This is a genomic window from Kitasatospora sp. GAS204B, assembly GCF_029892155.1.
Lineage (GTDB): Bacteria > Actinomycetota > Actinomycetes > Streptomycetales > Streptomycetaceae > Kitasatospora.
In genome coordinates this window covers 317781-342530 of sequence record NZ_JARZAG010000004.1, presented here as the reverse complement: position 1 = coordinate 342530, position 24750 = coordinate 317781, and the positions used below count along the sequence as shown (strand labels likewise).

Annotated in this window: 19 protein-coding genes and 1 riboswitch; of the genes, 14 read left to right on the top strand and 5 right to left on the bottom strand. The window is 73.3% G+C overall.

Translation table 11 applies throughout. The features are described 5' to 3' along the window. The first annotated feature begins 376 nt into the window (after window positions 1-376). From P3T41_RS08435 to P3T41_RS08395, 9 genes are all read left to right on the top strand, one after another. Window positions 377-2188, top strand: a complete 1812-nt coding sequence (locus tag P3T41_RS08435; protein ID WP_280688974.1) for a 3-hydroxybutyryl-CoA dehydrogenase — start codon at window positions 377-379, stop codon at window positions 2186-2188. 287 nt (window positions 2189-2475) lie between these two features. After that, a complete protein-coding gene (locus tag P3T41_RS08430) occupies window positions 2476-3372 on the top strand; it encodes a TetR family transcriptional regulator (protein WP_280688973.1) in 897 nt (298 codons plus the stop codon). A gap of 335 nt (window positions 3373-3707) precedes the next feature. After that, on the top strand, window positions 3708-5045 hold the full coding sequence (ccrA, locus tag P3T41_RS08425) for a crotonyl-CoA carboxylase/reductase (RefSeq protein ID WP_280688972.1): 1338 nt from the start codon (window positions 3708-3710) through the stop codon (window positions 5043-5045). A 1-nt stretch (window position 5046) separates the two neighbouring features. After that, window positions 5047-7077: a protein meaA gene (locus tag P3T41_RS08420; RefSeq protein WP_280688971.1), complete on the top strand. Its 2031-nt coding sequence runs from the start codon at window positions 5047-5049 to the stop codon at window positions 7075-7077. Continuing rightward, window positions 7074-8033, top strand: a complete 960-nt coding sequence (locus P3T41_RS08415; RefSeq protein WP_280688970.1) for a CoA ester lyase — start codon at window positions 7074-7076, stop codon at window positions 8031-8033. Before P3T41_RS08420 ends, P3T41_RS08415 begins: the two co-directional genes overlap by 4 nt. Window positions 8034-8035: 2 nt before the next feature. Next, window positions 8036-8539 carry a MaoC family dehydratase gene (locus tag P3T41_RS08410; RefSeq protein ID WP_280688969.1) on the top strand — a complete coding sequence of 168 codons (504 nt, stop codon included), beginning with the start codon at window positions 8036-8038 and terminating at the stop codon, window positions 8537-8539. A 133-nt stretch (window positions 8540-8672) separates the two neighbouring features. Beyond that, the gene (locus tag P3T41_RS08405) at window positions 8673-9875 is read left to right on the top strand and encodes an acyl-CoA dehydrogenase family protein (protein ID WP_280688968.1); all 1203 of its coding nucleotides are present in this window, start codon (window positions 8673-8675) and stop codon (window positions 9873-9875) included. Between the two features lie 285 nt (window positions 9876-10160). Beyond that, window positions 10161-10853, top strand: coding sequence for a phosphatidylserine decarboxylase (locus P3T41_RS08400; RefSeq protein ID WP_280688967.1), 693 nt, complete (start codon window positions 10161-10163; stop codon window positions 10851-10853). A gap of 43 nt (window positions 10854-10896) precedes the next feature. After that, the gene (locus P3T41_RS08395) at window positions 10897-11733 is read left to right on the top strand and encodes a CDP-alcohol phosphatidyltransferase family protein (RefSeq protein WP_280689054.1); all 837 of its coding nucleotides are present in this window, start codon (window positions 10897-10899) and stop codon (window positions 11731-11733) included. A gap of 77 nt (window positions 11734-11810) precedes the next feature. Here P3T41_RS08395 and P3T41_RS08390 read toward each other — a convergent pair whose 3' ends face one another. The 4 genes from P3T41_RS08390 to P3T41_RS08375 all read right to left on the bottom strand — a co-directional run bounded on the left by P3T41_RS08390 (window position 11811) and on the right by P3T41_RS08375 (window position 15903). Beyond that, window positions 11811-12185, bottom strand: coding sequence for a hypothetical protein (locus P3T41_RS08390; protein ID WP_280688966.1), 375 nt, complete (start codon window positions 12183-12185; stop codon window positions 11811-11813). A 15-nt stretch (window positions 12186-12200) separates the two neighbouring features. Next, on the bottom strand, window positions 12201-13706 hold the full coding sequence (locus tag P3T41_RS08385) for a hypothetical protein (RefSeq protein ID WP_280688965.1): 1506 nt from the start codon (window positions 13704-13706) through the stop codon (window positions 12201-12203). Window positions 13707-13920: 214 nt separating this feature from the next. Continuing rightward, the gene (locus P3T41_RS08380) at window positions 13921-15048 is read right to left on the bottom strand and encodes a hypothetical protein (protein ID WP_280688964.1); all 1128 of its coding nucleotides are present in this window, start codon (window positions 15046-15048) and stop codon (window positions 13921-13923) included. Window positions 15049-15183: 135 nt separating this feature from the next. Continuing rightward, window positions 15184-15903 carry an XRE family transcriptional regulator gene (locus tag P3T41_RS08375; RefSeq protein ID WP_280688963.1) on the bottom strand — a complete coding sequence of 240 codons (720 nt, stop codon included), beginning with the start codon at window positions 15901-15903 and terminating at the stop codon, window positions 15184-15186. Between the two features lie 238 nt (window positions 15904-16141). Beyond that, a riboswitch (cobalamin riboswitch) is annotated at window positions 16142-16277 on the top strand. Window positions 16278-16331: 54 nt separating this feature from the next. Between P3T41_RS08375 and P3T41_RS08370 the strand changes: the two genes are divergently transcribed. From P3T41_RS08370 to P3T41_RS08350, 5 genes are read left to right on the top strand one after another with little or no spacing between them, the layout of a single operon-like run. After that, window positions 16332-17429 (top strand): cobalamin biosynthesis protein, encoded by a 1098-nt coding sequence (locus P3T41_RS08370; protein ID WP_280688962.1) that lies wholly within the window; start codon window positions 16332-16334, stop codon window positions 17427-17429. Beyond that, window positions 17426-18946: a cobyric acid synthase gene (locus P3T41_RS08365; RefSeq protein ID WP_280688961.1), complete on the top strand. Its 1521-nt coding sequence runs from the start codon at window positions 17426-17428 to the stop codon at window positions 18944-18946. Before P3T41_RS08370 ends, P3T41_RS08365 begins: the two co-directional genes overlap by 4 nt. After that, a complete protein-coding gene (locus P3T41_RS08360; RefSeq protein ID WP_280688960.1) occupies window positions 18943-21042 on the top strand; it encodes a putative cobaltochelatase in 2100 nt (699 codons plus the stop codon). The genes P3T41_RS08365 and P3T41_RS08360 overlap by 4 nt, the downstream gene beginning before the upstream one ends. Before the next feature lie 4 nt (window positions 21043-21046). Beyond that, window positions 21047-21643 carry a cob(I)yrinic acid a,c-diamide adenosyltransferase gene (gene cobO / locus P3T41_RS08355; RefSeq protein ID WP_280688959.1) on the top strand — a complete coding sequence of 199 codons (597 nt, stop codon included), beginning with the start codon at window positions 21047-21049 and terminating at the stop codon, window positions 21641-21643. Window positions 21644-21653: 10 nt separating this feature from the next. After that, window positions 21654-23012, top strand: coding sequence for a cobyrinate a,c-diamide synthase (locus P3T41_RS08350; protein WP_280688958.1), 1359 nt, complete (start codon window positions 21654-21656; stop codon window positions 23010-23012). Between the two features lie 5 nt (window positions 23013-23017). Here the strand turns inward: P3T41_RS08350 and P3T41_RS08345 are convergent, their stop codons facing one another. After that, complete coding sequence (locus P3T41_RS08345; RefSeq protein WP_280688957.1) at window positions 23018-24310, bottom strand: hypothetical protein; 1293 nt, start codon at window positions 24308-24310, stop codon at window positions 23018-23020. Window positions 24311-24750 lie beyond the last annotated feature (440 nt).

Below are 24750 nucleotides of genomic sequence, written 5' to 3'. Positions count from 1 at the left end.
CGAGGCGCCGCGCGTCACACGTGCGGCCGGGGTGCCACTTCCTTCACTTCACCCGGCATTTCAGCTGGTTCGGGGAGTCACCTCCCTGGCGCGGACATCTCGCGGTACGGCCCGGAGCGGACCGGCCCGACCACGAGAGCCGCGACCATCACCAGCCACCGCCGGTCGCCGTCACCAGCCCCACACCTCACGCCTCAGCCCGACGCCCAGCGCTCGCCGCCCCGCGTAGCCGTGCGCCGCGTTCGTACGCCGTACCCGCCCCTCGTACGCCGTACCGCGCCCCAGGCCGCGCGACGGCCCCCGCTCACGGGCCGCCCCGCCCTCCCCCGGCCATGCCTCGGCAGCCCGGTCGGGCCACCCGAAAGGACCAGCAACGATGCAGGCTCCCGACAGCAGCACCACCGCCGCCGCCCCGCTGCACCCCTTCCCCACCGTCGCCGTGGTGGGTCTCGGCACCATGGGCGCGGGCATCGCCGTCGCGATCGCCCGCAGCGGGCGCCGGGTGATCGGCATCGAGGCCGACGGCGCGTCCGCCGCCCGGGCGCTGGCCCGGATCGAGGAGGCCACCGCGCACGCCGTCGAGCGCGAGCGGCTCACCCCCGAGGAGCGCACCGCGCTGCTCACGCTGATCACCGTCGGCGAGCAGCTGGACGCCGCCGCCACGGCCGACCTGGTGATCGAGGAGGTCCCCGAGCAGCTCGAACTCAAGCGGGAGATCTTCGCCGAGCTGGACCGGATCTGCCCGCCCGAGACGGTGCTGGCCACCGGCACCACCTCGCTCTCGGTGACCCGGATCGCCGCCGCCACCGCCCGCCCGGAGCGGGTGCTCGGCCTGCACTTCTTCAACCCGGTGCACGCGATGAAGCTGGTCGAGGTGGTCCGCACCGTCCTGACCACCCCTCAGGTCGCCCTGCAGGCGGCCGAGTTCGCCCGATCGCTGGGCAAGGAGCCGGTGGCGGCCGGTGACCGGGCCGGCTTCGTGGTGAACGGCCTGCTCTTCGCCTACCTCAACCAGGCCGCGGCGATGTTCGAGTCCAGGTACGCCACCCGGGAGGACATCGACGCCGCGATGCGGCTGGGCTGCGGCCTGCCGATGGGCCCGCTGGCGCTGCTCGACCTGATCGGTGTGGACACCGCGCGCACCGTGCTCGAGGCGATGTACGAGCAGTCCAGGGACCGGCTGCACGCCCCCGCGCCGATCCTCGGCCAGCTGGTCGCCGCCGGGCTGCTCGGCCGCAAGACCGGCCGCGGCTTCTACACCTACGAGGCGCCCGGCTCCTCCAAGGTGGTGGCCGAGGCCGGCGCCGCCGCCGCCGCGCGGGTGGCTGGCCGGCCGATCACGAGCGTCGGCGTCTGCGGCTCGGGCACCATGGCCACCGGCATCGTCGAGGTCTTCGCCAAGGCCGGCTACCCGGTGACCCTGGTCGCCCGCAGCCAGGAGAAGGCGGCGAAGGCCAAGGCCCAGCTCACCCGCTCGCTGGACCGCTCGGTGGAGAAGGGCCGGCTCTCCGCCGAGCAGCGCGACGCCGCGCTCGCCCTGGTCACCCCGAGCGGGCAGCAGAGCGACCTGGCCGGTGCCGACCTGGTGCTGGAGGCGGTGGCCGAGGACCTGGCGGTCAAGCGCGAGCTGTTCGCCGCGCTGGACAAGGTCTGCAAGCCGGGCGCGGTGCTGGCCACCACCACCTCCTCGCTGCCGGTGATCAGCTGCGCGAGCGCCACCGGGCGGCCGCGCGACGTGATCGGGATGCACTTCTTCAACCCGGCGCCCGCGATGAAGCTGGTCGAGGTGGTCTCCACGGTGCTGACCGACCCCGAGGTCACCGCGACCGTCCTGGAGGTCTGCGCCAAGGTGCGCAAGCACCCGGTGGAGTGCGGCGACCGGGCCGGGTTCATCGTGAACGCGCTGCTCTTCCCCTACCTGAACGACGCGGTGCGGATGCTGGAGGAGCACTACGCGACGGTGGACGACATCGACACCGCGATGAAGCTGGGCTGCGGCTACCCGATGGGGCCGTTCGAACTGCTCGACGTGGTGGGCCTGGACGTCTCGCTGACCATCGAGCGGGTGCTGCACCAGGAGTTCCGCGAGCCGGGTCTGGCGGCCGCGCCGCTGCTGGAGCACCTGGTGGCGGCCGGCTGCCTGGGCCGCAAGACCGGCCGCGGCTTCCGCGACCACGCGCGCCGATGACCGCCGGCCAGCCGTCCGGCGGCCCCCAGCCCGGCAATCCCGCGCCCAGCGGCCCCGTGCCCGGCAGCTCCGCGCCCAGCGGCCCCGTGCCCAACAGCCCCAGGCCAGCCGGGCAGCAACGGGCCGACCAGCGTGGCGAATCACGTCCGCTGCGCCCGGTCTGGGGCGACGGCGCGGTCGCGGCCCGCTGGCCGCGCCCGGCGGTCAGCCCGCCGGCAGCCCCGGTTCGCCGCCCGTTGCCGCGCACGGCGCCGGGGCAGCTCACCCAGGCGTGTAGCGTTCCAGCCATGGATCGGGAACAGTCATCCGCCGAGCAGGACGTGCGTACCGTCGCGGAGCCGGGACCCGGCAGCCGCCGGGCCGCGGCCCAACGCCTGCAGATGCGCCAGGACCTGGCGGCGGCCGCGATGGAGCTGTTCGCCACCCAGGGGTACGAGGAGACGACGGTCGATCAGATCGCCGCCGCCGCCGGCGTGGCCCGGCGGACCTTCTTCCGCTACTTCCGCTCCAAGGAGGAGGCGATCTTCCCGGACCACGACGACACCCTGGTCCGGGTGGCCGACCTGCTGGCCAGCGCCGAGCCGGAGGAGCACCCGCTGGACGTGGTCTGCCGGGGGATCAAGGAGGTGCTGCACATGTACGCCTCCACGCCCGGCGTCTCGGTGGCCCGCTACCAGCTGATCCGTCAGGTCCCGGCGCTGCGCGAGCGGGAGATCGCGGTGGTGGCCCGCTACGAGCGGCTCTTCACCCGCTACCTGCTGGGCCGGTTCGACGCCGCGGTCGACACCGGGACGACGGGCGCGGCCATCCCGCCGGGCTGGCAGCACGGCGGGGACGACGACTCGATGCTCGCCGAGGTCTCGGCGGCGGCGGTGGTCGCGGCGCACAACCACGTCCTGCGCCGCTGGCTGCGGGCCGGCGGCCACGGGGACGTGGAGGCGCAGCTGGACCACTCCTTCGAGGTGATCCGGGGCACCTTCTGGGCCACCCCGCCGCGCGGGGTGAGACGCCGTGGCACTGTCGTGACACCCGGTGCCACTGATGACATCGGGACGCCGGTGGAACTGGCCGCAACGAGCGCACTGAGTGCCACCCCGGGCGGTGAGGTGCTCATCACAGTGGCTCGCACCGACGCCCCGCTGGACCTGGTCCTGGACAGCATCAGGGCCGCGCTCAATCGCTGAACCGCCTTGAAATCGCAGGTCAGAAGGCCCATCCCGAGCAGCAAGGGGTGGGCCTTCGGCGGTTTTCGACTGCCCTTTCCGACCGCCTGGCAGGGGCTCGGGAATAGGCGGAAAATCGTGGCACCGAGTGTCTTTACGAGTGGCACAGGGTGCCAGTAGCTTGTTACCCACCAGTCGCGGCGCCGCGGCTCCCCACCTCGGCGCGTCGTAGTCCGGCGTCCCCACACCCAGGGGGCGAGCCAATCCACCCAAAGACCCTGCGAAGCCGGTGTCCGCTCCCGGCTCCCCCAGACGCCCTGTGCGGCCCTCACACAGGTACGCCTTCGGAGGCAGCCATGAAGGAAATCCTCGACGCGATCCTCAGCGCCGACAGCACCACGGCGGACTTCGCCGCCCTGAAGCTGCCGGAGTCCTACCGGGCGGTCACGCTCCACAAGGACGAGGAACAGATGTTCGCCGGCCTCGACAGCCGCGACAAGGACCCGCGCCAGTCGCTCCACCTCGACGACGTGGCGCTGCCCGAACTCGGCCCGGGCGAGGCCCTGGTGGCGGTGATGGCCAGCGCCGTCAACTACAACACCGTCTGGTCCTCGATCTTCGAGCCGGTCTCCACCTTCGGCTTCCTGGAGCGCTACGGCCGCCTGTCGCCGCTGACCAAGCGGCACGACCTGCCCTACCACGTGCTCGGCTCCGACCTCGCGGGCGTGGTGCTGCGCACCGGCGTCGGCGTCAACGCCTGGAAGCCGGGCGACGAGGTGGTCGCGCACTGCCTGTCGGTGGAGCTGGAGAGCTCCGACGGGCACAACGACACGATGATGGACCCGGAGCAGCGGATCTGGGGCTTCGAGACCAACTTCGGCGGCCTGGCCCAGCTGGCCCTGGTGAAGACCAACCAGCTGATGCCCAAGCCCGCGCACCTGAGCTGGGAGGAGGCCGCCTCCCCCGGCCTGGTCAACTCCACCGCCTACCGCCAGCTGGTCAGCCAGAACGGTGCCGGCATGAAGCAGGGCGACAACGTGCTGATCTGGGGCGCCAGCGGGGGCCTCGGCTCGTACGCCACCCAGTACGCGCTGGCCGGCGGCGCCACCCCGATCTGCGTGGTCTCCAACGACCAGAAGGCCGAGATCTGCCGGAAGATGGGCGCCGAGGCGATCATCGACCGCAGCGCCGAGGGCTACAAGTTCTGGAAGGACGAGCACAACCAGGACCCGCGCGAGTGGAAGCGCCTGGGCAGCAGGATCCGCGAGCTGACCGGCGGCGAGGACGTGGACATCGTCTTCGAGCACCCGGGCCGCGAGACCTTCGGCGCCAGCGTCTACGTCACCCGCAAGGGCGGCACCATCGTCACCTGCGCCTCCACCTCCGGCTACATGCACCAGTACGACAACCGCTACCTGTGGATGTCGCTCAAGCGGATCGTCGGCTCGCACTTCGCCAACTACCGCGAGGCGTGGGAGGCCAACCGCCTGATCGCCAAGGGCAAGATCCACCCCACCCTCTCCAAGGTCTACTCGCTCGACCAGACCGGCCAGGCCGCCCTCGACGTGCACCACAACAAGCACCAGGGCAAGGTCGGCGTGCTCTGCCTGGCCCCCGAGGAGGGCCTGGGCGTGCGCGACCACGAGCTGCGGGCCACCCACCTGGACGCCATCAACCGCTTCAGGGACATCTGACATGACAGAGCGTCAGAAGGACCGGCCGTGGCTGATGCGGACGTACGCGGGCCACTCCACCGCGAGTGACTCCAACGCCCTCTACCGGCGCAACCTCGCCAAGGGCCAGACCGGCCTCTCGGTCGCCTTCGACCTGCCCACCCAGACCGGCTACGACGCGGACCACATCCTGGCCCGCGGCGAGGTCGGCCGGGTCGGCGTCCCGGTCGGGCACCTGGGCGACATGCGGACCCTCTTCGACGGCATCCCGCTGGAGCGCACCAACACCTCGATGACCATCAACGCCACCGCGATGTGGCTGCTGGCCATGTACCAGGTGGTCGCCGAGGAGCAGGGCGCCGACATCACCAAGCTCACCGGCACCACCCAGAACGACATCGTCAAGGAGTACCTGTCGCGCGGGACGCACGTCTTCCCGCCGGGACCCTCGGTCCGGCTGATCACCGACATGATCGCCTACACGGTCTCCACCATCCCCAAGTGGAACCCGATCAACATCTGCAGCTACCACCTGCAGGAGGCCGGGGCCACGCCGGTGCAGGAGATCGCCTTCGCGATGGGCACCGCGATCGCCGTGCTGGACGCGGTGCGCGACTCCGGCCAGGTGCCGGCCGAGCGGATGGGCGAGGTGGTCGGGCGGATCTCCTTCTTCGTCAACGCCGGTGTGCGGTTCATCGAGGAGATGTGCAAGCTGCGCGCCTTCGGGCGGCTCTGGGAGAAGATCACCCTGGAGCGCTACGGCATCGAGGACCCCAAGCAGCGCCGGTTCCGCTACGGCGTGCAGGTCAACTCGCTCGGCCTGACCGAGGCGCAGCCGGAGAACAACGTCCAGCGGATCGTGCTGGAGATGCTCGCCGTCACCCTCTCCAAGGACGCCCGCGCGCGGGCGGTCCAACTGCCCGCCTGGAACGAGGCGCTGGGCCTGCCCCGGCCCTGGGACCAGCAGTGGTCGCTGCGGATCCAGCAGGTGCTCGCCTACGAGTCGGACCTGCTGGAGTACGGCGACCTGTTCGCCGGCTCGCACGTGGTCGAGGCGAAGACCGCCGAACTGCTGGCCGGCGCCGAGGCGGAGATCGCCAAGGTGCTGGGGATGGGCGGGGTGATCCCGGCCGTCGAGTCCGGCTACCTGAAGTCGGCGCTGGTCGCCTCGCACGCCGAGCGGCGGGCCCGGATCGAGGCCGGCGAAGACAAGATCATCGGCGTGAACTGCTTCGACACCACCGAGCCGAGCCCGCTCACCGCCGACCTGGACACCGCGATCATGGTGGTCGACCCGGCCGCGGAGCAGGCCGTGCTCGACGGACTGGCGGCCTGGAAGGCGCAGCGCGACGAGGCGGCGGCCCAGGCCGCGCTGACCGAGCTGAAGGCGGTCGCCGCGACCGAGGCCAACCTGATGGCCGCCACCCTGGCCTGCGTGCGGGCCGGGGTGACCACCGGCGAGTGGGCCTTCGCGCTGCGCGAGGTCTTCGGCGAGTACCGGGCCCCCACCGGGGTCGGCGGCGCGCCGGTGGCGGTGGCGGCCGAGCCGGGCGGCGAGCTGGCCGCGGTGCGGGCGGCGGTCGCGGCCACGGCGGCCGAGCTGGGCGCCGGCAAGCTGCGGCTGCTGGTGGGCAAGCCGGGTCTGGACGGGCACTCCAACGGCGCCGAGCAGATCGCGGTGCGGGCCCGGGACGCGGGCTTCGAAGTGGTGTACCAGGGTATCCGTCTGACGCCGGAGCAGATCGTCGCGGCGGCGGTCGCCGAGGACGTGCACTGCGTGGGGCTGTCGATCCTCTCGGGCGCGCACACCGAGCTCGTCCCGGACGTGCTGCGGCGGCTGCACCGGGCAGGGGTGGAGGATGTGCCCGTGATCGTGGGTGGCATCATCCCGGCTGCGGACGGCGAGGCCCTCAAGGCCGCCGGCGTCGCCGCCGTGTTCACCCCGAAGGACTTCGGCATCACCACCATCATCGGCCGGATCGTGGACGAGATCCGGCTGGCCAACCGGCTGGACCCGATCCTCGTCCCCACGAAGGAAGAGACTCTCGCATGACTGCCAATCGCCTGCGCCCGCGCCGTTCCTGCCTCGCCGTGCCCGGCAGCAACCCGCGTTTCCTGGAGAAGGCCCAGGGCCTGCCGGCCGACCAGGTCTTCCTCGACCTGGAGGACGCCTGTGCCCCGCTGGTCAAGGAGAGCGCGCGGCACACCATCGTCGACTTCCTGAACAACGGCGACTGGGGCAACAAGACCAGGACGGTCCGGGTCAACGACTGGACCACGCACTGGACCTACCGTGACGTGATCACGGTGGTCGAGGGCGCGGGCCAGAACCTGGACTGCATCATGCTGCCCAAGGTGCAGGACGCCGAGCAGGTGCGGGCGCTGGACCTGCTGCTCACCCAGATCGAGAAGACGATGGGCTTCGAGGTCGGCAGGATCGGCATCGAGGCGCAGATCGAGAACGCCAAGGGCCTGATCAACGTCGACGCGATCGCCACCGCCTCGCCGCGCCTGGAGACCATCATCTTCGGCCCGGCCGACTTCATGGCCTCGATCAACATGAAGTCCCTGGTGGTCGGCGAGCAGCCGCCCGGCTACCCGGCCGACGCCTACCACTACATCCTGATGCGCATCCTGATGGCGGCCCGTGCCAACGATCTGCAGGCGATCGACGGCCCCTACCTTCAGATCCGCAACCAGGAGGGGTACCGCGAGGTGGCCGGCCGGTCCGCCGCGCTGGGCTTCGACGGCAAGTGGGTGCTGCACCCGGACCAGGTCGCCGCCGCGAACGAGATCTACTCGCCCTCGCAGGAGGACTACGACCACGCCGAGCTGATCCTGGACGCCTACGACTGGTGCACCTCGGAGGCCGGCGGCTTCAAGGGCTCGGCGATGCTCGGCGACGAGATGATCGACGAGGCCAGCCGCAAGATGGCGCTGGTCGTCTCCGGCAAGGGCCGGGCGGCCGGCATGACCCGGCTGTCCAAGTTCGAAGCCCCGGAGGCCTGATCATGCAGTTCGGACGCACCTACGAAGAGTTCGAGGTCGGCGCGGTCTACAAGCACTGGCCCGGGAAGACCGTCACCGAGTACGACGACCACCTCTTCTGCCTGCTGACCATGAACCACCACCCGCTCCACATGGACACCAACTATGCGGAGAAGACGACGGACTTCGGCCGCAACGTCGTGGTCGGCAACTACATCTACTCGCTGCTGCTCGGCATGTCCGTCCCGGACGTCTCCGGCAAGGCGATCGCCAACCTGGAGATCGAGTCGCTGCGGCACATCGCGCCGACCTTCCACGGCGACACCCTCTACGGCGAGACCACGGTGCTCGACAAGTGGCCGTCCAAGTCCAAGGACGACCGCGGCATCGTCCACGTCGAGACCAAGGGCTACAAGCAGGACGGCACGGTCGTCTGCGTCTTCCGCCGCAAGGTGATGGTGCCGACCGCGACGTACATCAAGGAGCGCGGCGGCGAGCAGCCCGGCCGGCCGACGCCGCTCAGCTGATCCCCGCCCCCACCGGACCCCGGACCGAGCGGCCGCCGTCATCGGTCGCTCTCCGGTCAGGGGCCCCGCGGAAGTCACGCTCCGCGGGGCCCCGCACCCCACCCTCACCGCCTTACAGATAGGGAGCCGCACGATGGGACGCCTCGCACAGACCGACGGCCTCACCGAGATCCAGCGGGACATCCTCGCCACCGTGCGGGACTTCGTCGACAAGGAGATCATCCCGGTCGCCACCGAGCTGGAGCACCGGGACGAGTACCCGACCGCGATCGTCGAGGGCATGAAGCAGCTCGGCCTGTTCGGCCTGACCATCCCCGAGGAGTACGGCGGCCTCGGCGAGTCGCTGCTCACCTACGCCCTGGTGGTCGAGGAGATCGCCCGCGGCTGGATGTCGGTCTCCGGCATCGTCAACACCCACTTCATCGTGGCGCACATGATCAACGCGCACGGCACCCAGGAGCAGAAGGACTACTTCCTGCCCAGGATGGCGGCCGGCGAGATCCGCGGTGCCTTCTCGATGTCGGAGCCGGGCCTGGGCTCGGACGTGTCGGCGATCAGCACCAAGGGCGTCCGGGACGGCGACGACTACGTCATCAACGGCCAGAAGATGTGGCTGACCAACGGTGGCACCTCCACCCTGGTCGCGGTGCTCTGCAAGACCGACGAGGGCGCGAGCACCCCCTACCGCAACATGACCACCTTCCTGATCGAGAAGACCCCCGGGTTCGGCCCGAACCCGACGGTGCCGGGCCTGACCGTGCCCGGCAAGATCGAGAAGATGGGCTACAAGGGCGTCGACACGACCGAGCTGGTGCTCCAGGACGTCCGGATCCCGGCGAACCGGGTCCTGGGCGGCGTGCCCGGCAAGGGCTTCTACCAGATGATGGACGGCGTCGAGGTCGGCCGGGTCAACGTGGCCGCGCGCGGCTGCGGAGTGGCCCGGCGCGCCTTCGAACTCGGCATCTCCTACGCCCAGCAGCGCTCGACCTTCGGCAAGAAGATCTCCGAGCACCAGGCGATCCAGTTCAAGCTCGCCGAGATGGCCACCAAGGTCGAGGCCGCGCACCAGATGATGGTGATGGCCGCCCGCAAGAAGGACAGCGGCGAGCGCAACGACCTGGAGGCCGGGATGGCCAAGTACCTCGCCTCCGAGTACTGCAAGGAGGTCGTCGAGGACGCCTTCCGGATCCACGGCGGCTACGGCTTCTCCAAGGAGTACGAGATCGAGCGCCTCTACCGCGAGGCGCCGATGCTGCTCATCGGTGAAGGCACTGCGGAGATCCAGAAGATGATCGTCGGGCGACGCTTGCTGGAGGAGTACAAGATCGCCGAATAGGGCTCGAAGCGGGTGGGCCCGACCTGGTCCAGGGCCCATCCGCAGCGCTGAGAGATGACTCACGGATCTTGAGCGGGCCCTTGGGAACCGGGGGCGCGCCCGCTACGGTCGTACACATAGCGCGTGTGCTCCGGCACGGCTGGAGACAGTTGAACGTGCAGGCGGGTTGCCCACCTACCGCCTGCTCCCGATAGCATCCACCGGGACAGCAGCTGTCCCCTTTATCACCCGATCCCCGCGGTTGGCCCCCGTGCAGGCCAAGATCCCCCGCGACAAAGGTCTTCGATGCCCATCAGCTCGTCCCCTCACACCTCCGTCACGGAGCGCGATGCCTTCGCTCCCGAGACGGCCGGCCGGCGACCCCGCGTGACCATCGCGCGCGGAGCCACCCCCTGGTTCGTCCCGACCCTGGCCACCGCGGCCCTGACCACCGCTCTCACCAAGCGGAACGGCAAGTGGGCTCTGGCGGCGGTACCGACCTGCGCGCTCAGCGCGGGCATGCTGTGGTTCTTCCGCGACCCCGAGCGTGAGATCGGCGTCGGCAGAGTGATCTCGCCGGCCGACGGCGTGGTGCAGAGCATCGACGCCTGGCCGGACGGCCGGACCCGCGTCGCGATCTTCATGAGCCCGCTCAATGTGCACGTCAACCGGGCTCCGCTGCCGGGCACCGTCAGCTCCGTCGAGCACATCGCCGGCGGCTTCGTGCCCGCGTTCAACAAGGACAGCGACCGCAACGAGCGCGTCGTCTGGCACTTCGACACCGAGCTCGGCGACATCGAGATGGTGCAGATCGCGGGCGCCGTGGCGCGCCGCATCGTGCCGTACGTGCCCGCCGGCACCAAGGTCGAGCAGGGCGAACGGATCGGCCTGATCCGGTTCGGCTCCCGCGTCGACACCTACCTGCCGGCCGGCGTCGAGGTCGGCGTCGAGGTCGGACAGAAGACGACCGCGGGGGTGACACGCCTTGACCGTGACTGATCCCGAGACCCTGGTGGGCCTCGGCGACTCGGAGGAGACCGAGTTGCGCAGGCGCCGCTGGGCACGCGACCGCGAGCTGCGCGCGCCGCGCTCACCGCAGGCCCTGTCCACGGCGGACTTCCTGACCCTGGGCAACGCCGTCTGCGGCTTCCTGGCGATCTACTCGATCACCACCAACATGCTCATCCCGCACATCAGCGGCACCGGTGACGGCACCGGCGGCATGATCCGGCACGGCGCGGCCACCGCGGTGACCCTGCTGCTGCTCGGCTCGATGTGCGACCTCTTCGACGGCCTGGTGGCCCGCAAGCTGCGCTCCTCGGCGCTGGGCGCGGAGCTGGACAACCTGGCCGACCTGATCAGCTTCGGCATCGCGCCCGCCTACTTCGTCGCCGTCTGGGGCATCGTCGGCGGCCCGGGCACCAGCCAGGGGCTCTCCGCCTTCATCGCGATCACCGTGCTGCTGGCGGTCGTGCTGCGGCTGGCCCGGTTCTCCGCGGTGAAGATGCGGCCCGGGGTCTTCCAGGGCATGCCCTGCCCGATGGGCGCCATGACCGTGATCGCCATCGTGCTGCTCGACCCGCCGTTCCTGGCCGGCCTGCTGGCCATCTTCGGCGTGGCCTACCTGATGGTCAGCCAGGTCGAGTACCCCAAGCCGCAGGGCCTGCTGGCCACCGCCACCCTCGGCTGGATCGTCGTCTCGATCGGCTGCCTCGCCGCCTGGGCGGCCGGTCTGCCCGGCGGCGACGTGCTGATGCACATCGGCGCCATCGCCCAGATCGCGCTGGCCGCCATGGCCCCGCTCCTGGTGATCCGCCGCAAGGTCGGCCAGAAGGTCGGCGACGTGCGCGCCCGCCGCGCGGAGTCGCGCGGCTGCTGACCGCACACCGAGCAGACGCCCGCGGCCCCGGACCAGGAGGTCCGGGGCCGCGGGCGTCTGGCGTCCGGTGTTTGGCGTCAGGAGGCGTCCGGGGTCCTGCCGAGACGGGCGAACAGCTCCTCGGGGTCCTGCTGGGCGAGGTACTCGAAGTACAGCCGGACGGTACCGTCCGGCTCGGCGAGGCTCGCGAAGGGGACCTGACGGCTGCTCAGCAGGCGCGGCTGCGGCCACTGCTGGGCCAGCACCGCGAGAGCGGTCCCGCCGGCGGCGCGCAGCACCCAGGTGGCTCGCCCGCCGCCGATCCGCGCGAGGTAGCCGGCCGCGAGGTCGGCCACCGCCGCCGCGTCGAGGACGGTCCGCTCGGGGAGCTCCAGCACGCGCTGGTGCGGGGCGTCGGTGTCATCGCCCGCCGCGACGCTGTCCCTGGTCAGTTCGATCCGGGTGGCCGGCACCGGCGTGACGACCCGTCAGGCTCCGCCGGTGTGCACGCTGAACGCCGAGCGCCGGGCCGCGCGGGCCACCGCCGGGTCGGGGTGCACGCCGGCCACCGCGGTCAGCACGGAGGCCGCGCGGGCGTGGCCGGACTGGCGGGCGCGGGCGAAGAGGCGGACCGGGTCGCCGGCGCTGGCGCCCTCGACGTGGCCGACCAGCAGTTCGGTCTCACCGTGGTCGAGGACGGCGGCGGCGGTGTCCACCCAGAGCCAGGCGGCGTCCTCGGCGCTCAGCACGTCGGACGGGACCACGCCGCCCTCGTCCAGCTGCTCGGCCAGCCAGAGCAGGGCGTAGGGGCGCAGCACCGGGTTGTCGACGGTCGCCCGGACCGCCTGCTCGGCGGTGCCGCCGGCCACCCGCAGCGCCTCGAAGGCGAGCCCGCGCAGCAGCGCGTCCTCGCCCTGGGCGGCCTCCAGCAGCTCGGCCACCGCGCGGTCCACCGGACGGGCCGCGACCCAGGCCCGGTACTCGGCGCGGGCCGGGCCGGGCGAGTAGTTCGCGCAGGCGTCGAGGAGTTCCAGGGCGCTCTGCTCGATGTGGCCGGCCTCGGTCTGGGCGACCGTGCAGATGTCCTCCAGCTTGGCGCGCACCGCCCAGTGGCCGAGCGGCGAGAGCTCGGCGGCGGCGTCCGCGCGGACCACGGCGCCGACGGCGGCCAGGCCGTCGAGCATCCAGTCCAGCACGGCGGCGATGTCCGAGGGCGCGGGCGGGGTGTCGATCTGCGGCTCGCGGCAGGTGCCGCGGACGGCCGAAACGGCGGAGGCCGCGTGCGGGACCGGCGACAGCGTCGCGAAGCCCGTACCGGAGCCGTGCCGGCGCTCGTCCAGGCCGCGGCGGAGCAGCTCCATCAACTCGCTCTCGGCGACCGGGCCGTCCACCAGGTGGAGGAAGGAGAGCAGCTGCGGCGCCTGGTCGACGGCCTGGCCGGCGAGCACCGCGAAGACCCCGCGCAGCGCGGCCGGCGGGACCGGCGCGAGCAGCGTCCAGGCGTCGAAGAGCGCGGACCAGCCGCGCAGCACGGCCTCGTCGTCGTGCTCCCAGGCGTGCAGCCGCCAGCCGGGGGCCGCGCCGCCGTCCCGAGGCTCGACCAGGCCGACCAGCAGCGCCTGGCCCCATGCCTTCGCGGCGGCGCCCACCGTCATCGCCAGCGCTCGGCCGGCCGCCCGGGCGTCGTCGGGGAGCAGTTCGCCGCGCTTGTCGACGGCCGCCAGCTCGCCGGCCCAGCGCGCGATGCGGACCGCGTCGGCGAGCATCCGGCGGGCCGGCGGGGCCAGCTCGGCGGGTCCGGGGAAGCCGTCGGGCAGCGGCACGCGACCGCGGCCCGGAGCCGGCTTGGGGGTGCGTCGACGGGTGGCGGCAGGGCGGCCCGGCTGCGCACTGTCGGCGCGGCGGGCCGTACCGGGTAGACGGGTCACCGTCGCGCCGGTACCCGTGGTCGGCGGGAGCGGGGCATCACGGTCGCGCGGATTCCGAGACGTCACGCCGTGCAGTCTTCCCCGTGTACGGGGCTTCTGTCACATCGAGTTCGGCGCGTCTTCGGCAGATCGAGGTTGCCGGGGTGGCCGACTCGGGGCAAGAGCGGCCAAACCGGGCCCAGGGACAGTGCGGTGACCTGTGCACGACAGTAGCGGGGGCACGGACCGTGGTCAAGGGGTGACCGAACGCACCCTGTGGGACGAGGCCCCAGGACGAGATTCAGAGCAGCGGGGTCAGGAAGCGGCGCAGCGCCTCCTCGTACCCGTGCGGGTCGGCGTTCCAGAGCGCCGCATGCCCGGCGTCGGGGATGCGGCGCAGGCTCACCAGGTCCGGTCGCTGGTCGGCCAGCCGCCGGGCGGCGTCGAACGGGGCGACGGCGTCCTGCGGGCTGTGCAGCAGCAGGGCCGGGACGTCCAGTTCGACGCCGTCGGCGAGCTTGGCGAATCCCGCCGGATCCACCCCGGTGCGCCCCTCGGCGGCCAGCGCGCCCAACCGCCCGGCCAGCGCGCCGGGCATCCCGGCCCGGGCCGCGACGCCGCGCACCGAGGCCGACCAGTCGAGCACCGGCGAGTCCAGGATCAGCCCGGCCAGCTGGGGGCGGTACTCCGATTCGGCGGCGGTGCGCAGCACCATGGCCGCGCCGACCGACCAGCCGTAGAGCACGATCCGCCCGGCGCCGGCCTCCTTGGCGAACCGGATCGCCGCCTCGACGTCGCGCCACTCGGTCTCGCCGAAGTGGCCGATCCCGTCCGGCGAGGCCGGCGCGCCCTGGTCGCCCCGGTAGCTGATCACCAGGGCGGGCAGGTTGAGCCGCTGGAGCAGCGGCAGCACCGGCAGCGCCTGGCGGCGCTCGGCCAGCCGCCCGTGCACCAGGATCACCCAGGTACCGCGCACCGCCGGGACGTACCAGGCGGGCAGCGCGCCGAGCTCGCCGTCGACCAGCACGTCCATGTAGTCCAGGCCGCAGGCCGAGCCCGGGTCGCCGCGCAGCACCCAGGGGCTCAGCTCGACCTCGGCGCCGGCCGCGGGCGGGCTGCCGGCGGTCAGCTCCAGGCGGCGGGTGACGGTCTGCGGGCCGGTGCGCAGGACCGCGCCGACCACCGCGTGACCGCCGGGCCAGTCCAGCGCGTAGCGGCCGCGCCGGGAGGCGGCCACCGTCCGGGTCAGGGTGACCTCCTCGGGGCCGATCTCGTGCACCCGCAGCGCGGGCTCGCCCTTGCGGTCGCCGTCCTCGGCGAGCTCGGGGCGCAGGCTCAGGTCGGAGACCCGACGCCCGATCAGCAGGGCGGCCACACCCGCTCCGGCGGCGACGGCGGTGGCTGCGGCGACGGCGGTTCTCCAACGCATGGGTTTCTCCCTGGAGTGGTGGCGGCGGCGCGGACACGACGTTTCCAGTCCATCGCGAGCCTCGCCTCGCGGCCACCGCTGGGGCGCCGTCCGGGCTCGGCCGGGGACACCGGGCAGAGCGCCGCGAGCGGTGGCTCAGACCCGCAGGCCGCCGATGTCCTGGGCCGCCAGCAGGGTCCAGAACCGGTCGATCGGCGCCTGCTCCGGCTGCTGCGGCGCGGGCGCGGCGGGGGTCGACGAGCCCCAGCTGCCCGCGCCCCAGTGGCCGGCGGTCGCCTGGCGCTCGCTCTGCAGCGCGGCCAGCACCCGGCCCAGGGTCTCCCGGGGCACCGGAACCAGCTTGCCGATCGCCTTCGACTGGGCCTGCCAGCGGCCGTCCACGCACTGGCGCAGCCGCTGCTCCAGCTCCTGCTCGGCGCCCTGGACCCGGACCAGGTCGCGCAGGGTCAGGCCGAGCGCCTCGGCCAGCGCGGCGCTCTGCTCCTCGTTCCCGGTCCACCGCCCGGTCAGCTCGGCGTCGGCGTAGCTGCGCAGGCCGATGCCGATCCGGGTCGCGGCCTGCTCCTGGCTGAGCTCGCGGGCCACCCGGAAGTCGCGCAGCGTGGCCGGCGCCACGCCCATCAGCTGCACCGCCGGGCACCAGAGCGCGCGGGCCAGCGCGATCAGCTCCTCCTCGGTGGGGTGCAGCTCGCCGCTCTCCCAGCCGAGCACGTGGGTGGGGAGCAGGCGCACGCCGTGCGCGGCCAGCGCCCCGGTCAGCTGCTCGGAGGTCAGGCCGAGGCCGACGCGGTGCGCCCGGGCGGCCTGCGGGGAGAACGGGACCGGGGTGGGGGCCGGCGGCCGGCTTCTTCGCATGAGCCGAACGCTAGGGCCGGGGTCCGCGCACCCCCAGTCGCCGAACGCACGAAGCCGCGCGACGGGCCGTCAACCGGCCTTGGACGATTCACCAACGGCCGGCGCCCCACCCGCACCACTACTCGGAGGTAGTAACGGTTTCGCCGCACCATCCGCTCGTGTGATCAACCAGTCCCGAGGCCTGGTTGACTCCCCGTTCGCACGCGTGATGGGATCCATGGGCCAAACGGAGGCAAGGAGAGGAAGCCGGTGCGAATCCGGCGCGGTCCCGCCACTGTCACCGGGGAGCACGCCCGACGCATGGTCACGGCAGCCCGCCACAGGGTCGTTGGAAGGCCCGGGCGTGTGTCAGCCACCCGGGAGCCAGGAGACTCTCGCCGCCGGTACGTCGATCCAGGGCGCGGACCCTGAGTGAGGACACGCGACACATGGCGGGGGTTTTCCACCGCGCGCTTCCGTACGCCCTCGGCGCCCTGGCCGGCTATGCCGCCGACGCCCGGTTCGGCGATCCGCGACGCGGCCATCCGGTGGCCGCCTTCGGCCGCGCGGCCACCCGGCTCGAACGCACGCTCTGGCGCGACCACCGCGGCGCCGGAGCCCTGCACACCGCCCTCTGCGTGGGCGCGGTGGCGGGCGGCGCGGCGGGGCTCGCCCGGCTGCTGGACCGCGGCCCGCGCCGGCACGGCGCGCTGCTGACCGCCGCCGCCACCTGGACCGTGCTCGGCGGTAGCTCGCTCACCCGCGAGGCACGCACCATCGGCGCCGCGCTGACGGCCGGTGACCTGGCCGCCGCGCGGCAGCGCCTGCCGCACCTGTGCGGGCGCGACCCGAGCGGTCTTGACCAGCAGCAGATCGCCCGCGCCGTGGTCGAGTCGGTGGCCGAGAACACCGCCGACGCCGTGGTGAACGCCTTGGTCTGGGGCGCGCTGGCGGGCGCGCCCGGCCTGCTGGGCTTTCGCGCCGTCAACACGCTGGACGCGATGGTCGGCCACAAGTCACCGCGGTACCGCCGGTTCGGCTGGGCGGCGGCCCGGCTCGACGACCTGGCCGGCTGGCCCGGCGCCCGGCTGACCGCGCTGCTCACGGTGGCGGCGGCCGAGCACCGGGGTACCGCCTGGCGGGTGTGGCGGCGGGACGGCGGCGCGCACCCGAGCCCGAACGCCGGGCAGGCCGAGTCGGCCTTCGCGGGCGCGCTCGGCGTGCGGCTCGGTGGCACCTTGCGCTATGCCTACGAGCCGAACGGCGCGCCGGTGTCGAAAGAGACGACCGACAAGCGACCGAGGAACGAGGGAGCGCCGGAGCGAGGAACGTCGGCACCGGCTCAAGAGCGCCCGGAGGCGGGTGGGGAGTCACGCCAGCGCGTCGAGGAGCGGCCGGTGCTGGGCGCCGAGCTGCGCCCGGTGGCGGTGGCGGACATCGAACGGGCCTGCCGGCTGTCCCGCCGGGTGGGCCTGCTGGCGCTGGGGACCACGGTGGCACTGCGTGCCGCCGTGCTGGGCCGCGGCCCTGGGAGGGGACGGACATGAGCAACGCACTGCTGGTCGCGGGCACCACCTCGGACGCCGGGAAGAGCGTGGTGACCGCCGGGATCTGCCGCTGGCTGGCCCGCCAGGGCGTCAAGGTGGCGCCGTTCAAGGCCCAGAACATGTCGCTCAACTCGATGGTCACCCTGGACGGCGCGGAGATCGGCCGGGCCCAGGTGATGCAGGCGCAGGCCGCCCGGGTGGAGCCGGAGGCCGCGATGAACCCGGTGCTGCTCAAGCCCGGCGCCGACGGCCGCAGCCAGGTGGTGCTGCTGGGCCGGCCGATCGCGGAGGTGGGCGCGCTCGACTACCGCGAGCGCAAGCCCTACCTGCTGGAACGCTCGTTGGAGTGCCTGGCCGACCTGCGTCGCCGGTTCGACGTGGTGATCTGCGAAGGGGCGGGCTCGCCGGCCGAGATCAACCTGCGGGACCGCGACATCGCCAACATGGGCCTGGCCCGGGCCGCCGAGCTGCCGGTGGTGGTGGTCGGCGACATCGACCGCGGCGGGGTCTTCGCCGCGATGTTCGGCACCCTGGCGCTGCTCTCGCCCGAGGACCAGCGGCTGGTGGCGGGCTGGCTGGTCAACAAGTTCCGCGGCGACGCCCGGCTGTTGCGCCCGGGCCTCGACATGCTGCACGAGCTGACGGGGCGCCCGGTGCTCGGCACCCTGCCGATGCTGCCCGGTCTGTGGCTGGACGCCGAGGATTCGCTGGATCTCGGCGCGGTGGTGGACCGCTGCTCGGCGGGGCCGTACGGCGCCGAGGTGTTGCGGGTGGCCGTGCCGCGGCTGCCCAGGCTCTCCAACTTCACCGACCTGGACGCGCTGGCCCAGGAGCCGGGGGTGCTGGTCCGCTGGGCCACCCGCCCCGAGGAACTGGCCGATGCCGACCTGGTGGTGCTGCCCGGCACCCGGGCCACCGTCGCCGACCTGGCCTGGCTGCGCGAGCGCGGCCTGGAGAAGCCGCTGCGCGAGCGGGCGGCGGCCGGGCGGCCGGTGCTCGGGATCTGCGGCGGCTACCAGATGCTCGGGCGGCGGATCGTGGACGCCGTCGAGTCGGGCGCCGGTGCGGTGGCCGGGCTCGGACTGCTGCCCACCGCAGTCGAGTTCGGGCGCGAGAAGGTGCTCGGACGGCCGGTCGGCGAGGCCTACGGCGAGCGGGTCGTGGGCTACGAGATCCACCACGGTGTGGTGACGGTGGAGGGTGGCGCCCCCTTCCTGGACGGCTGCCGCGAAGGCGCGGTCTGGGGCACCACCTGGCACGGGGCACTGGAGAACGACGGCTTCCGCCGGGCGTTCCTGCGCGAGGTCGCGGCGGTGGCGGGGCGGGACTTCGTCCCGGCGCCCGACACCTCGTTCGCCGCCGCCCGCGAGGAGCGGCTGGACCGGCTCGGGGATCTGATCGAGGAGCACGCCGACACGGACGCGCTGTGGCGGCTGATCGAGGGCGGGGTGGGCGGCACGCTGCCGTTCGTGCCGCCGGGAGCGCCGGCGGCGCGCGCAATGGAGGAGAGCCTGTGAGTGACGTCCGATACCCGTTCACCGCCATCGTCGGGATGGCGGACCTGCGGCTCGGCCTGCTGCTCAACGCGGTCTCGCCGGCCGTGGGCGGGGTGCTGGTGCGCGGCGAGAAAGGCACCGCGAAGTCGACCATGGTGCGGGCGCTGGCCGGGCTGCTGCCGTCGATCGCGGTGGTCGAGGGGTGCCGGTTCGCCTGCGACCCCGCCTCGCCGGACCCGCAGTGCCCGGATGGGCCGCACGCGGCCGGCCCGGTGGCGGACCGGGCCGCGCGCCTGGTGGAGCTGCCGGTCGGCGTGACCGAGGACCGGATCGTCGGCTCGCTGGACCTGGAACGGGCGCTGGCCGAGGGCGTCAAGGCCTACGAGCCCGGCCTGCTGGCCCAGGCGCACCGGGGCGTGCTCTACATCGACGAGGTCAACCTGCTCCAGGACCACGTGGTGGACCTGCTGCTCGACGCGGCGGCGATGGGCCGCTCCTACGTGGAGCGCGAGGGCGTCTCGGTGCGGCACGCGGCGCGGTTCCTGCTGGTCGGCACGATGAACCCGGAAGAGGGCGAGCTGCGGCCGCAGTTGCTCGACCGGTTCGGGCTGACCGTGGAGATCGCGGCCACCCGGGACCCGACGGAGCGGGCCGAGGTGGTCCGGCGGCGGCTGGCCTACGACGCGGATCCGGCGGCCTTCGCGACGGCGTACGCGGCCCAGGAGCGGGCGCTGGCCGAGCGGATCACCACCGCGCGGGCGCTGCTGCCGTCCGTGCTGCTCGGGGATCCGGCGCTGCGTCAGATCACCGCCGTCTGCGCGGCCTTCGAGGTGGACGGGCTGCGCGCGGACATCGTGATGGCGCGCACCGCGGTCGCGCTGGCCGCCTGGGACGGGCGGACGGCGGTGAACGAGGAGGACGTGCGGCAGGCCGCGCGCCTCGCGCTGCCGCACCGGCGGCGGCGCAACCCGTTCGACGCGCCGGGGCTGGACGAGGAGCAGCTGGACCGGACGCTGAGCGAGCACGCCGAGGAGCCGGCGGACGACAACCCGGACGGCGACGGTGACGGCGACGACGACGGTCCCGGCGGTGGGCCGGACGGCGGTGGCGGTGCGCCCGAGCCGTCCGAGCCCGCCGGACCTGAGTCCACCGGACCTGAGCCCGCCGAACCTGAGTCCACCGACCCCGGCACGAGCCAGGACGCGCCCGCCCAGGACGCGCCCGCCGAGAGCGCCCCGCCCCGGCTGCCCAGGCCCGGCGGCGCCCCCGCCCCCGAATCCGCCCCCGTGGCGGCCGGTGAGCCCTACCGGACCCGGCTCTTCAAGGTCCCCGGCACCGGGCAGGGCACCCAGGGCCGCCGCTCCCCCGCCGAGACCGACGGCGGACACACCATCAGGTCCCGCCGCCCGCAGGGCCGGCTGACCCAGCTGCACCTGTCCGCCACCCTCCAGGCCGCCGCCCCGCACCAGCTGGCCAGGGGCCGGGCCGGGCGGGCGCTGGAGCTGCGCACGGACGATTTCCGCGAGCAGGTGCGCCGGGGCCGGGAGTCCAACCTGGTGCTCTTCGTGGTCGACGCCTCCGGCTCGATGGCGGCCCGGCAGCGGATGACCGCCGTCAAGGGCGCGGTCCTCTCGCTGCTGATGGACGCCTACCAACGCCGGGACAAGATCGGCATGATCACCTTCCGCGGCGCCGGTGCCGAGCTGGCGCTGCCGCCCACCTCCTCGGTCGAGGTCGGCGCGGCCCGCCTGGAGCAGCTGCCCACCGGCGGCCGCACGCCGCTGGCGGCCGGCCTGCTGCGCGCGCACGAGGTGCTGCGCCTGGAGCGGCTGCGCGACCCGCTGCGCCGCCCGCTGCTGGTGCTGGTCACCGACGGCCGGGCCACCGGCGGGCGCGGTGCGCTGGCCCAGGCCGAGCAGGCCGCCGCGCTGCTGGCCGCGCAGGGCACCGCCGCCGTGGTGCTCGACTGCGAGTCGGGCCCGGTCCGGCTCGGTCTGGCCCGCACCCTGGCGGCCCGACTGCGGGCCACCACCGTCACCCTGGACGAACTCCGCGCCGAGGGCGTGGCCGCCCTGGTGCACGCCCACCGTTCCCCCGCTACGCGAAAGGCAGCGTGACCCGATGCCGCAGGGCAAGCCCGAGGTCGTCCCCCAGGACGGCCTGACCACCCGTCAGCGTCGCACCCAGCCGATCACCGCCGTGCACACCGGCCCGGGCAAGGGCAAGTCGACGGCCGCCTTCGGGCTCGCGCTGCGGGCCTGGAACCAGGGCTGGCCGATCGGGGTGTTCCAGTTCGTCAAGTCCGCCAAGTGGAAGGTCGGCGAGGAGAACGCGCTCAAGGTGCTGGGTGCCTCCGGCGAGGGCGGCAGCGTCACCTGGCACAAGATGGGCGAGGGCTGGTCCTGGGTGCAGCGGGATCTGGAGTCCAGCGAGGAGGCGGCCAAGGAGGGTTGGCAGCAGGTCAAGCGCGACCTGGCCGCCGAGACCTACCGGCTCTACGTGCTGGACGAGTTCACCTACCCGATGCACTGGGGCTGGATCGACGTGGCCGAGGTGGTCGAGGTGCTGCGGGACCGCCCGGGCTCGCAGCACGTGGTGATCACCGGCCGGTACGCACCTGAACCACTGCTCGAACTCGCCGACCTGGTCACCGAGATGACCAAGGTGAAGCACCCGATGGACGCGGGCCGCAAGGGCCAGCGCGGGATCGAGTGGTAGGCCCCACCTGATGCAGCTGCCCCGCCTCGTGATCGCCGCGCCCTCCTCGGGCGCGGGCAAGACCACCGTCGCCACCGGCCTGATGGCCGCGCTCACCGCGCGCGGCCTGAGGGTCTCCCCGCACAAGGTCGGCCCGGACTACATCGACCCGGGCTACCACGGCCTGGCCACCGGTCGGCCCGGGCGCAACCTGGACGCCTTCCTGTGCGGGCCCGGGCTGATCGAGCCGCTGCTGCGGCACGGCGCGGCCGGGGCGGACCTGGCGGTGGTCGAGGGCGTCATGGGGATGTTCGACGGGGCCTCGGGGCGCGGGGAGTTGGCCTCCACCGCGCATGTCGCCAAGCTGCTGCGGGCCCCGGTGGTGCTGGTGGTCGACGGCTCCTCGCAGTCACGGTCGGTGGCCGCGCTGGTGCACGGCTTCGCCTCCTGGGATCCACAGGTGCGCCTGGCCGGGGTGATCCTCAACCGGGTCGCCTCCGACCGGCACGAGGAGTTGCTGCGCGAGGCCCTGGAGGAGGGCGCGGGCGTGCCGGTGCTGGGCGCGGTGCGGCGCACCGCCTCGGTCGCCACGCCCTCGCGGCACCTGGGCCTGGTGCCGGTGGTGGAGCGCTCGGCACAGGCCGTGCGGGCGGTCGCCGACATGGGCGAACTGATCGCCGCCTCGGTCGACCTGGACGCGGTGCTGGCGCTGGCCCGCTCCGCCCCACCGCTGACCGCCGCCGCCTGGGACCCGGCCGCCGAGGTCCGCGCCGTGCCGGGTCGCCCCCGGATCGCGCTGGCCGCCGGCGCCGCGTTCTCCTTCTCGTACGCCGAGAACGCCGAACTCCTCACCGCCGCCGGGGCCGAGGTGCTCCCGTTCGACCCGCTGCACGACGGCGCGCTGCCTGACGGTACGTCAGGCCTGGTGATCGGCGGCGGCTTTCCGGAGGTCTACGCCGCCGAGCTGAGCGACAACGCCCCCCTGCGCCGCGCGATCACCGCGCTCGCCGCCACCGGCGCCCCGATCGCCGCCGAATGCGCCGGACTGCTCTACCTGGGCCGCGAGTTGGACGGCCGCCCGATGTGCGGCGTGCTCGACACCACCGCCCGGATGACCGAACGCCTCACCCTCGGCTACCGCGAGGCCGTCGCCCTCCACGACAGCCCGCTGGCGGTGACCGGCACCCGGGTGCGCGGCCACGAGTTCCACCGCACCACCTGCCACCCGGCCGCCGGCCCCACCCCCGCCTGGGCCTGGCGCACCCCGGCCGGCGCCGCGCACACCGAGGGCTTCGCGGCGGGCAACGTGCACGCGAGCTACCTGCACCTGCACTGGGCGGGAGCGCCGGGCATCGCCGAGCGCTTCACCGGGGCGGCTGCGGGGCGCTGAGGCGCTCAGCAGCCGAGCACTCCGGTGGTCGCGTCGGGGTGCGCAGGAACGATCGCCACGTCTCGCGCGAACGGGCGGGTGGTCGCCCCCGTCCGGGGATCCCAGAGCGGCGCACGGTCGGTGACCGTGCCGAACCAGAGCAGCGGCCGACCTGGAGGAAGCGGCTCGCCGTCGATCGGGATGTTCGAGGACAGCGCCCTGACACAGACCAGACGGGGCTGGATTCCGAAGTACGCGGCAGGTGGCCGGCCGGCCGCGGCCTGCGAGCGGAGTCTGTCCGCGGCGTGCGCCGGTCGGGTCATGGTGACCTGGACGGTCCCGAGCATCCACGTGGCGAGGACGATGACCACCATGGGGTAGGCCACCATGGCCGGTCGGAACCTGACATGGAAGTAGCGCAGCCAGCCGAGCACGCCCAGCGGCACCAGCAACACCTTGAGGACGAGGAAGACCACGCTCAGCCCCGCCAGCGCGTGCCAGAGCGTGGAGACCGGCAGCTCGGCCGGCCTCAGGTCGAAGTCCTCCAGGTACACCTCGTAGAGCGTGTTGGCGCCGATGGGCAGTACCGGCCGCAGCAGCGTCAGCGCCACGGGCACCGCGACCAGCCCGGCTTGGACAAGCCAGGACCGGCGAGCGAGCAGGGCCGTTCCGCTGGCGCCGAGCACGACCAGGGCGATTTCGACCGGCACCCTCGGTTCGAGGTGCGGGACCCTGCTGCTCATGACGGCGCCCAGCACGGCGGGGACGACCGTCGTGGCCGCGGCTGCGAGGCACACCCGGGCGAACCGCCGTAGCGGGGACAGCTCGTCGCGGCGGCGCATACCTGAGTGGACCAGGGCCAGCGCTCCGAGCAGCGTCAGCAGGAACGCCGCCGTCAGCAGGGCACGCGCCTCCGCTGAGCGGACCAGGGGCAACTCGGAACCGAGGAAGAGGGAGATCGTGAACCCGGTGGCCACCACGACGGCCGCCGCATCGTCGCTGATTCCCAGCGATCCGTCGGCCGGTTCGTGGCTCGGGGCAGCGGGGTCGCGCGGCTTCGGCGGTTGATCGAGCCAGGTCTCTCGGAGCGTGTGATCGCCGACCTGGTAGCCCAGTCGTCGTTCGAGGCGATCGGCCTCCGCCCTTACGTTGGCTCCGGGCAGCAGCCTGACGATGTCACCGGTGTCCAGGAGACCAAGAGCCCGGACGCCTCTCCCGACCCATCGCATGGGCGCGGAGTGGGTGTACTGCCATCGGCGGTGCAGGCGGTAGACGTAACCCTTGGCCTGTTGTGGAAAGTCGGCATCCCTGACTTCCACACCGTGCAGCCCAGCCGCGCGGACAACCTCGGCGACCTCGCAGACCGCGGCGCTTCGGGCCCGCCACGGGCCGCCGTCCCGGCCGAGGGAGACGACATACCGCCGGTGCCCCGCCCGGTACGATACGCCCCGCCCGACCGCGGAACAGTCGGTCATGCTCCACCCGCGAGCCGAGAACGCCGCTGCCGCCCGGTCGTAACAGATCTGGTCATCGCGGACCAGGACGGTGACGTCGACCCACCGATCACAATGCCTCGCCCTGTTCAAGGCCCCACCCGCCCCACTCGTCGCCATCTGGCAATCGTCCGCCCACGCGCTCTCCGCAGGGCGGTGCTCGCGTCACGCTCACCCGTTCGAGCGATGCTGAGCCGTACCGGCAACGCGCCGGGGGGACCGGGCGCGTTGCTGGTACGGCTGACCGCCCTCGGCCGTGGAATAGC

Coding starts and splice junctions, on each gene's coding strand:
- P3T41_RS08435 (WP_280688974.1), top strand. CDS start 377: ATGCAGGCTCCCGACAGCAGCACCACCGCCGCCGCCCCGCTGCACCCC.
- P3T41_RS08430 (WP_280688973.1), top strand. CDS start 2,476: ATGGATCGGGAACAGTCATCCGCCGAGCAGGACGTGCGTACCGTCGCG.
- ccrA (WP_280688972.1), top strand. CDS start 3,708: ATGAAGGAAATCCTCGACGCGATCCTCAGCGCCGACAGCACCACGGCG.
- P3T41_RS08420 (WP_280688971.1), top strand. CDS start 5,047: ATGACAGAGCGTCAGAAGGACCGGCCGTGGCTGATGCGGACGTACGCG.
- P3T41_RS08415 (WP_280688970.1), top strand. CDS start 7,074: ATGACTGCCAATCGCCTGCGCCCGCGCCGTTCCTGCCTCGCCGTGCCC.
- P3T41_RS08410 (WP_280688969.1), top strand. CDS start 8,036: ATGCAGTTCGGACGCACCTACGAAGAGTTCGAGGTCGGCGCGGTCTAC.
- P3T41_RS08405 (WP_280688968.1), top strand. CDS start 8,673: ATGGGACGCCTCGCACAGACCGACGGCCTCACCGAGATCCAGCGGGAC.
- P3T41_RS08400 (WP_280688967.1), top strand. CDS start 10,161: ATGCCCATCAGCTCGTCCCCTCACACCTCCGTCACGGAGCGCGATGCC.
- P3T41_RS08380 (WP_280688964.1), bottom strand. CDS start 15,048: ATGCGTTGGAGAACCGCCGTCGCCGCAGCCACCGCCGTCGCCGCCGGA.
- P3T41_RS08375 (WP_280688963.1), bottom strand. CDS start 15,903: ATGCGAAGAAGCCGGCCGCCGGCCCCCACCCCGGTCCCGTTCTCCCCG.
- P3T41_RS08370 (WP_280688962.1), top strand. CDS start 16,332: ATGGCGGGGGTTTTCCACCGCGCGCTTCCGTACGCCCTCGGCGCCCTG.
- P3T41_RS08365 (WP_280688961.1), top strand. CDS start 17,426: ATGAGCAACGCACTGCTGGTCGCGGGCACCACCTCGGACGCCGGGAAG.
- cobO (WP_280688959.1), top strand. CDS start 21,047: ATGCCGCAGGGCAAGCCCGAGGTCGTCCCCCAGGACGGCCTGACCACC.
- P3T41_RS08350 (WP_280688958.1), top strand. CDS start 21,654: ATGCAGCTGCCCCGCCTCGTGATCGCCGCGCCCTCCTCGGGCGCGGGC.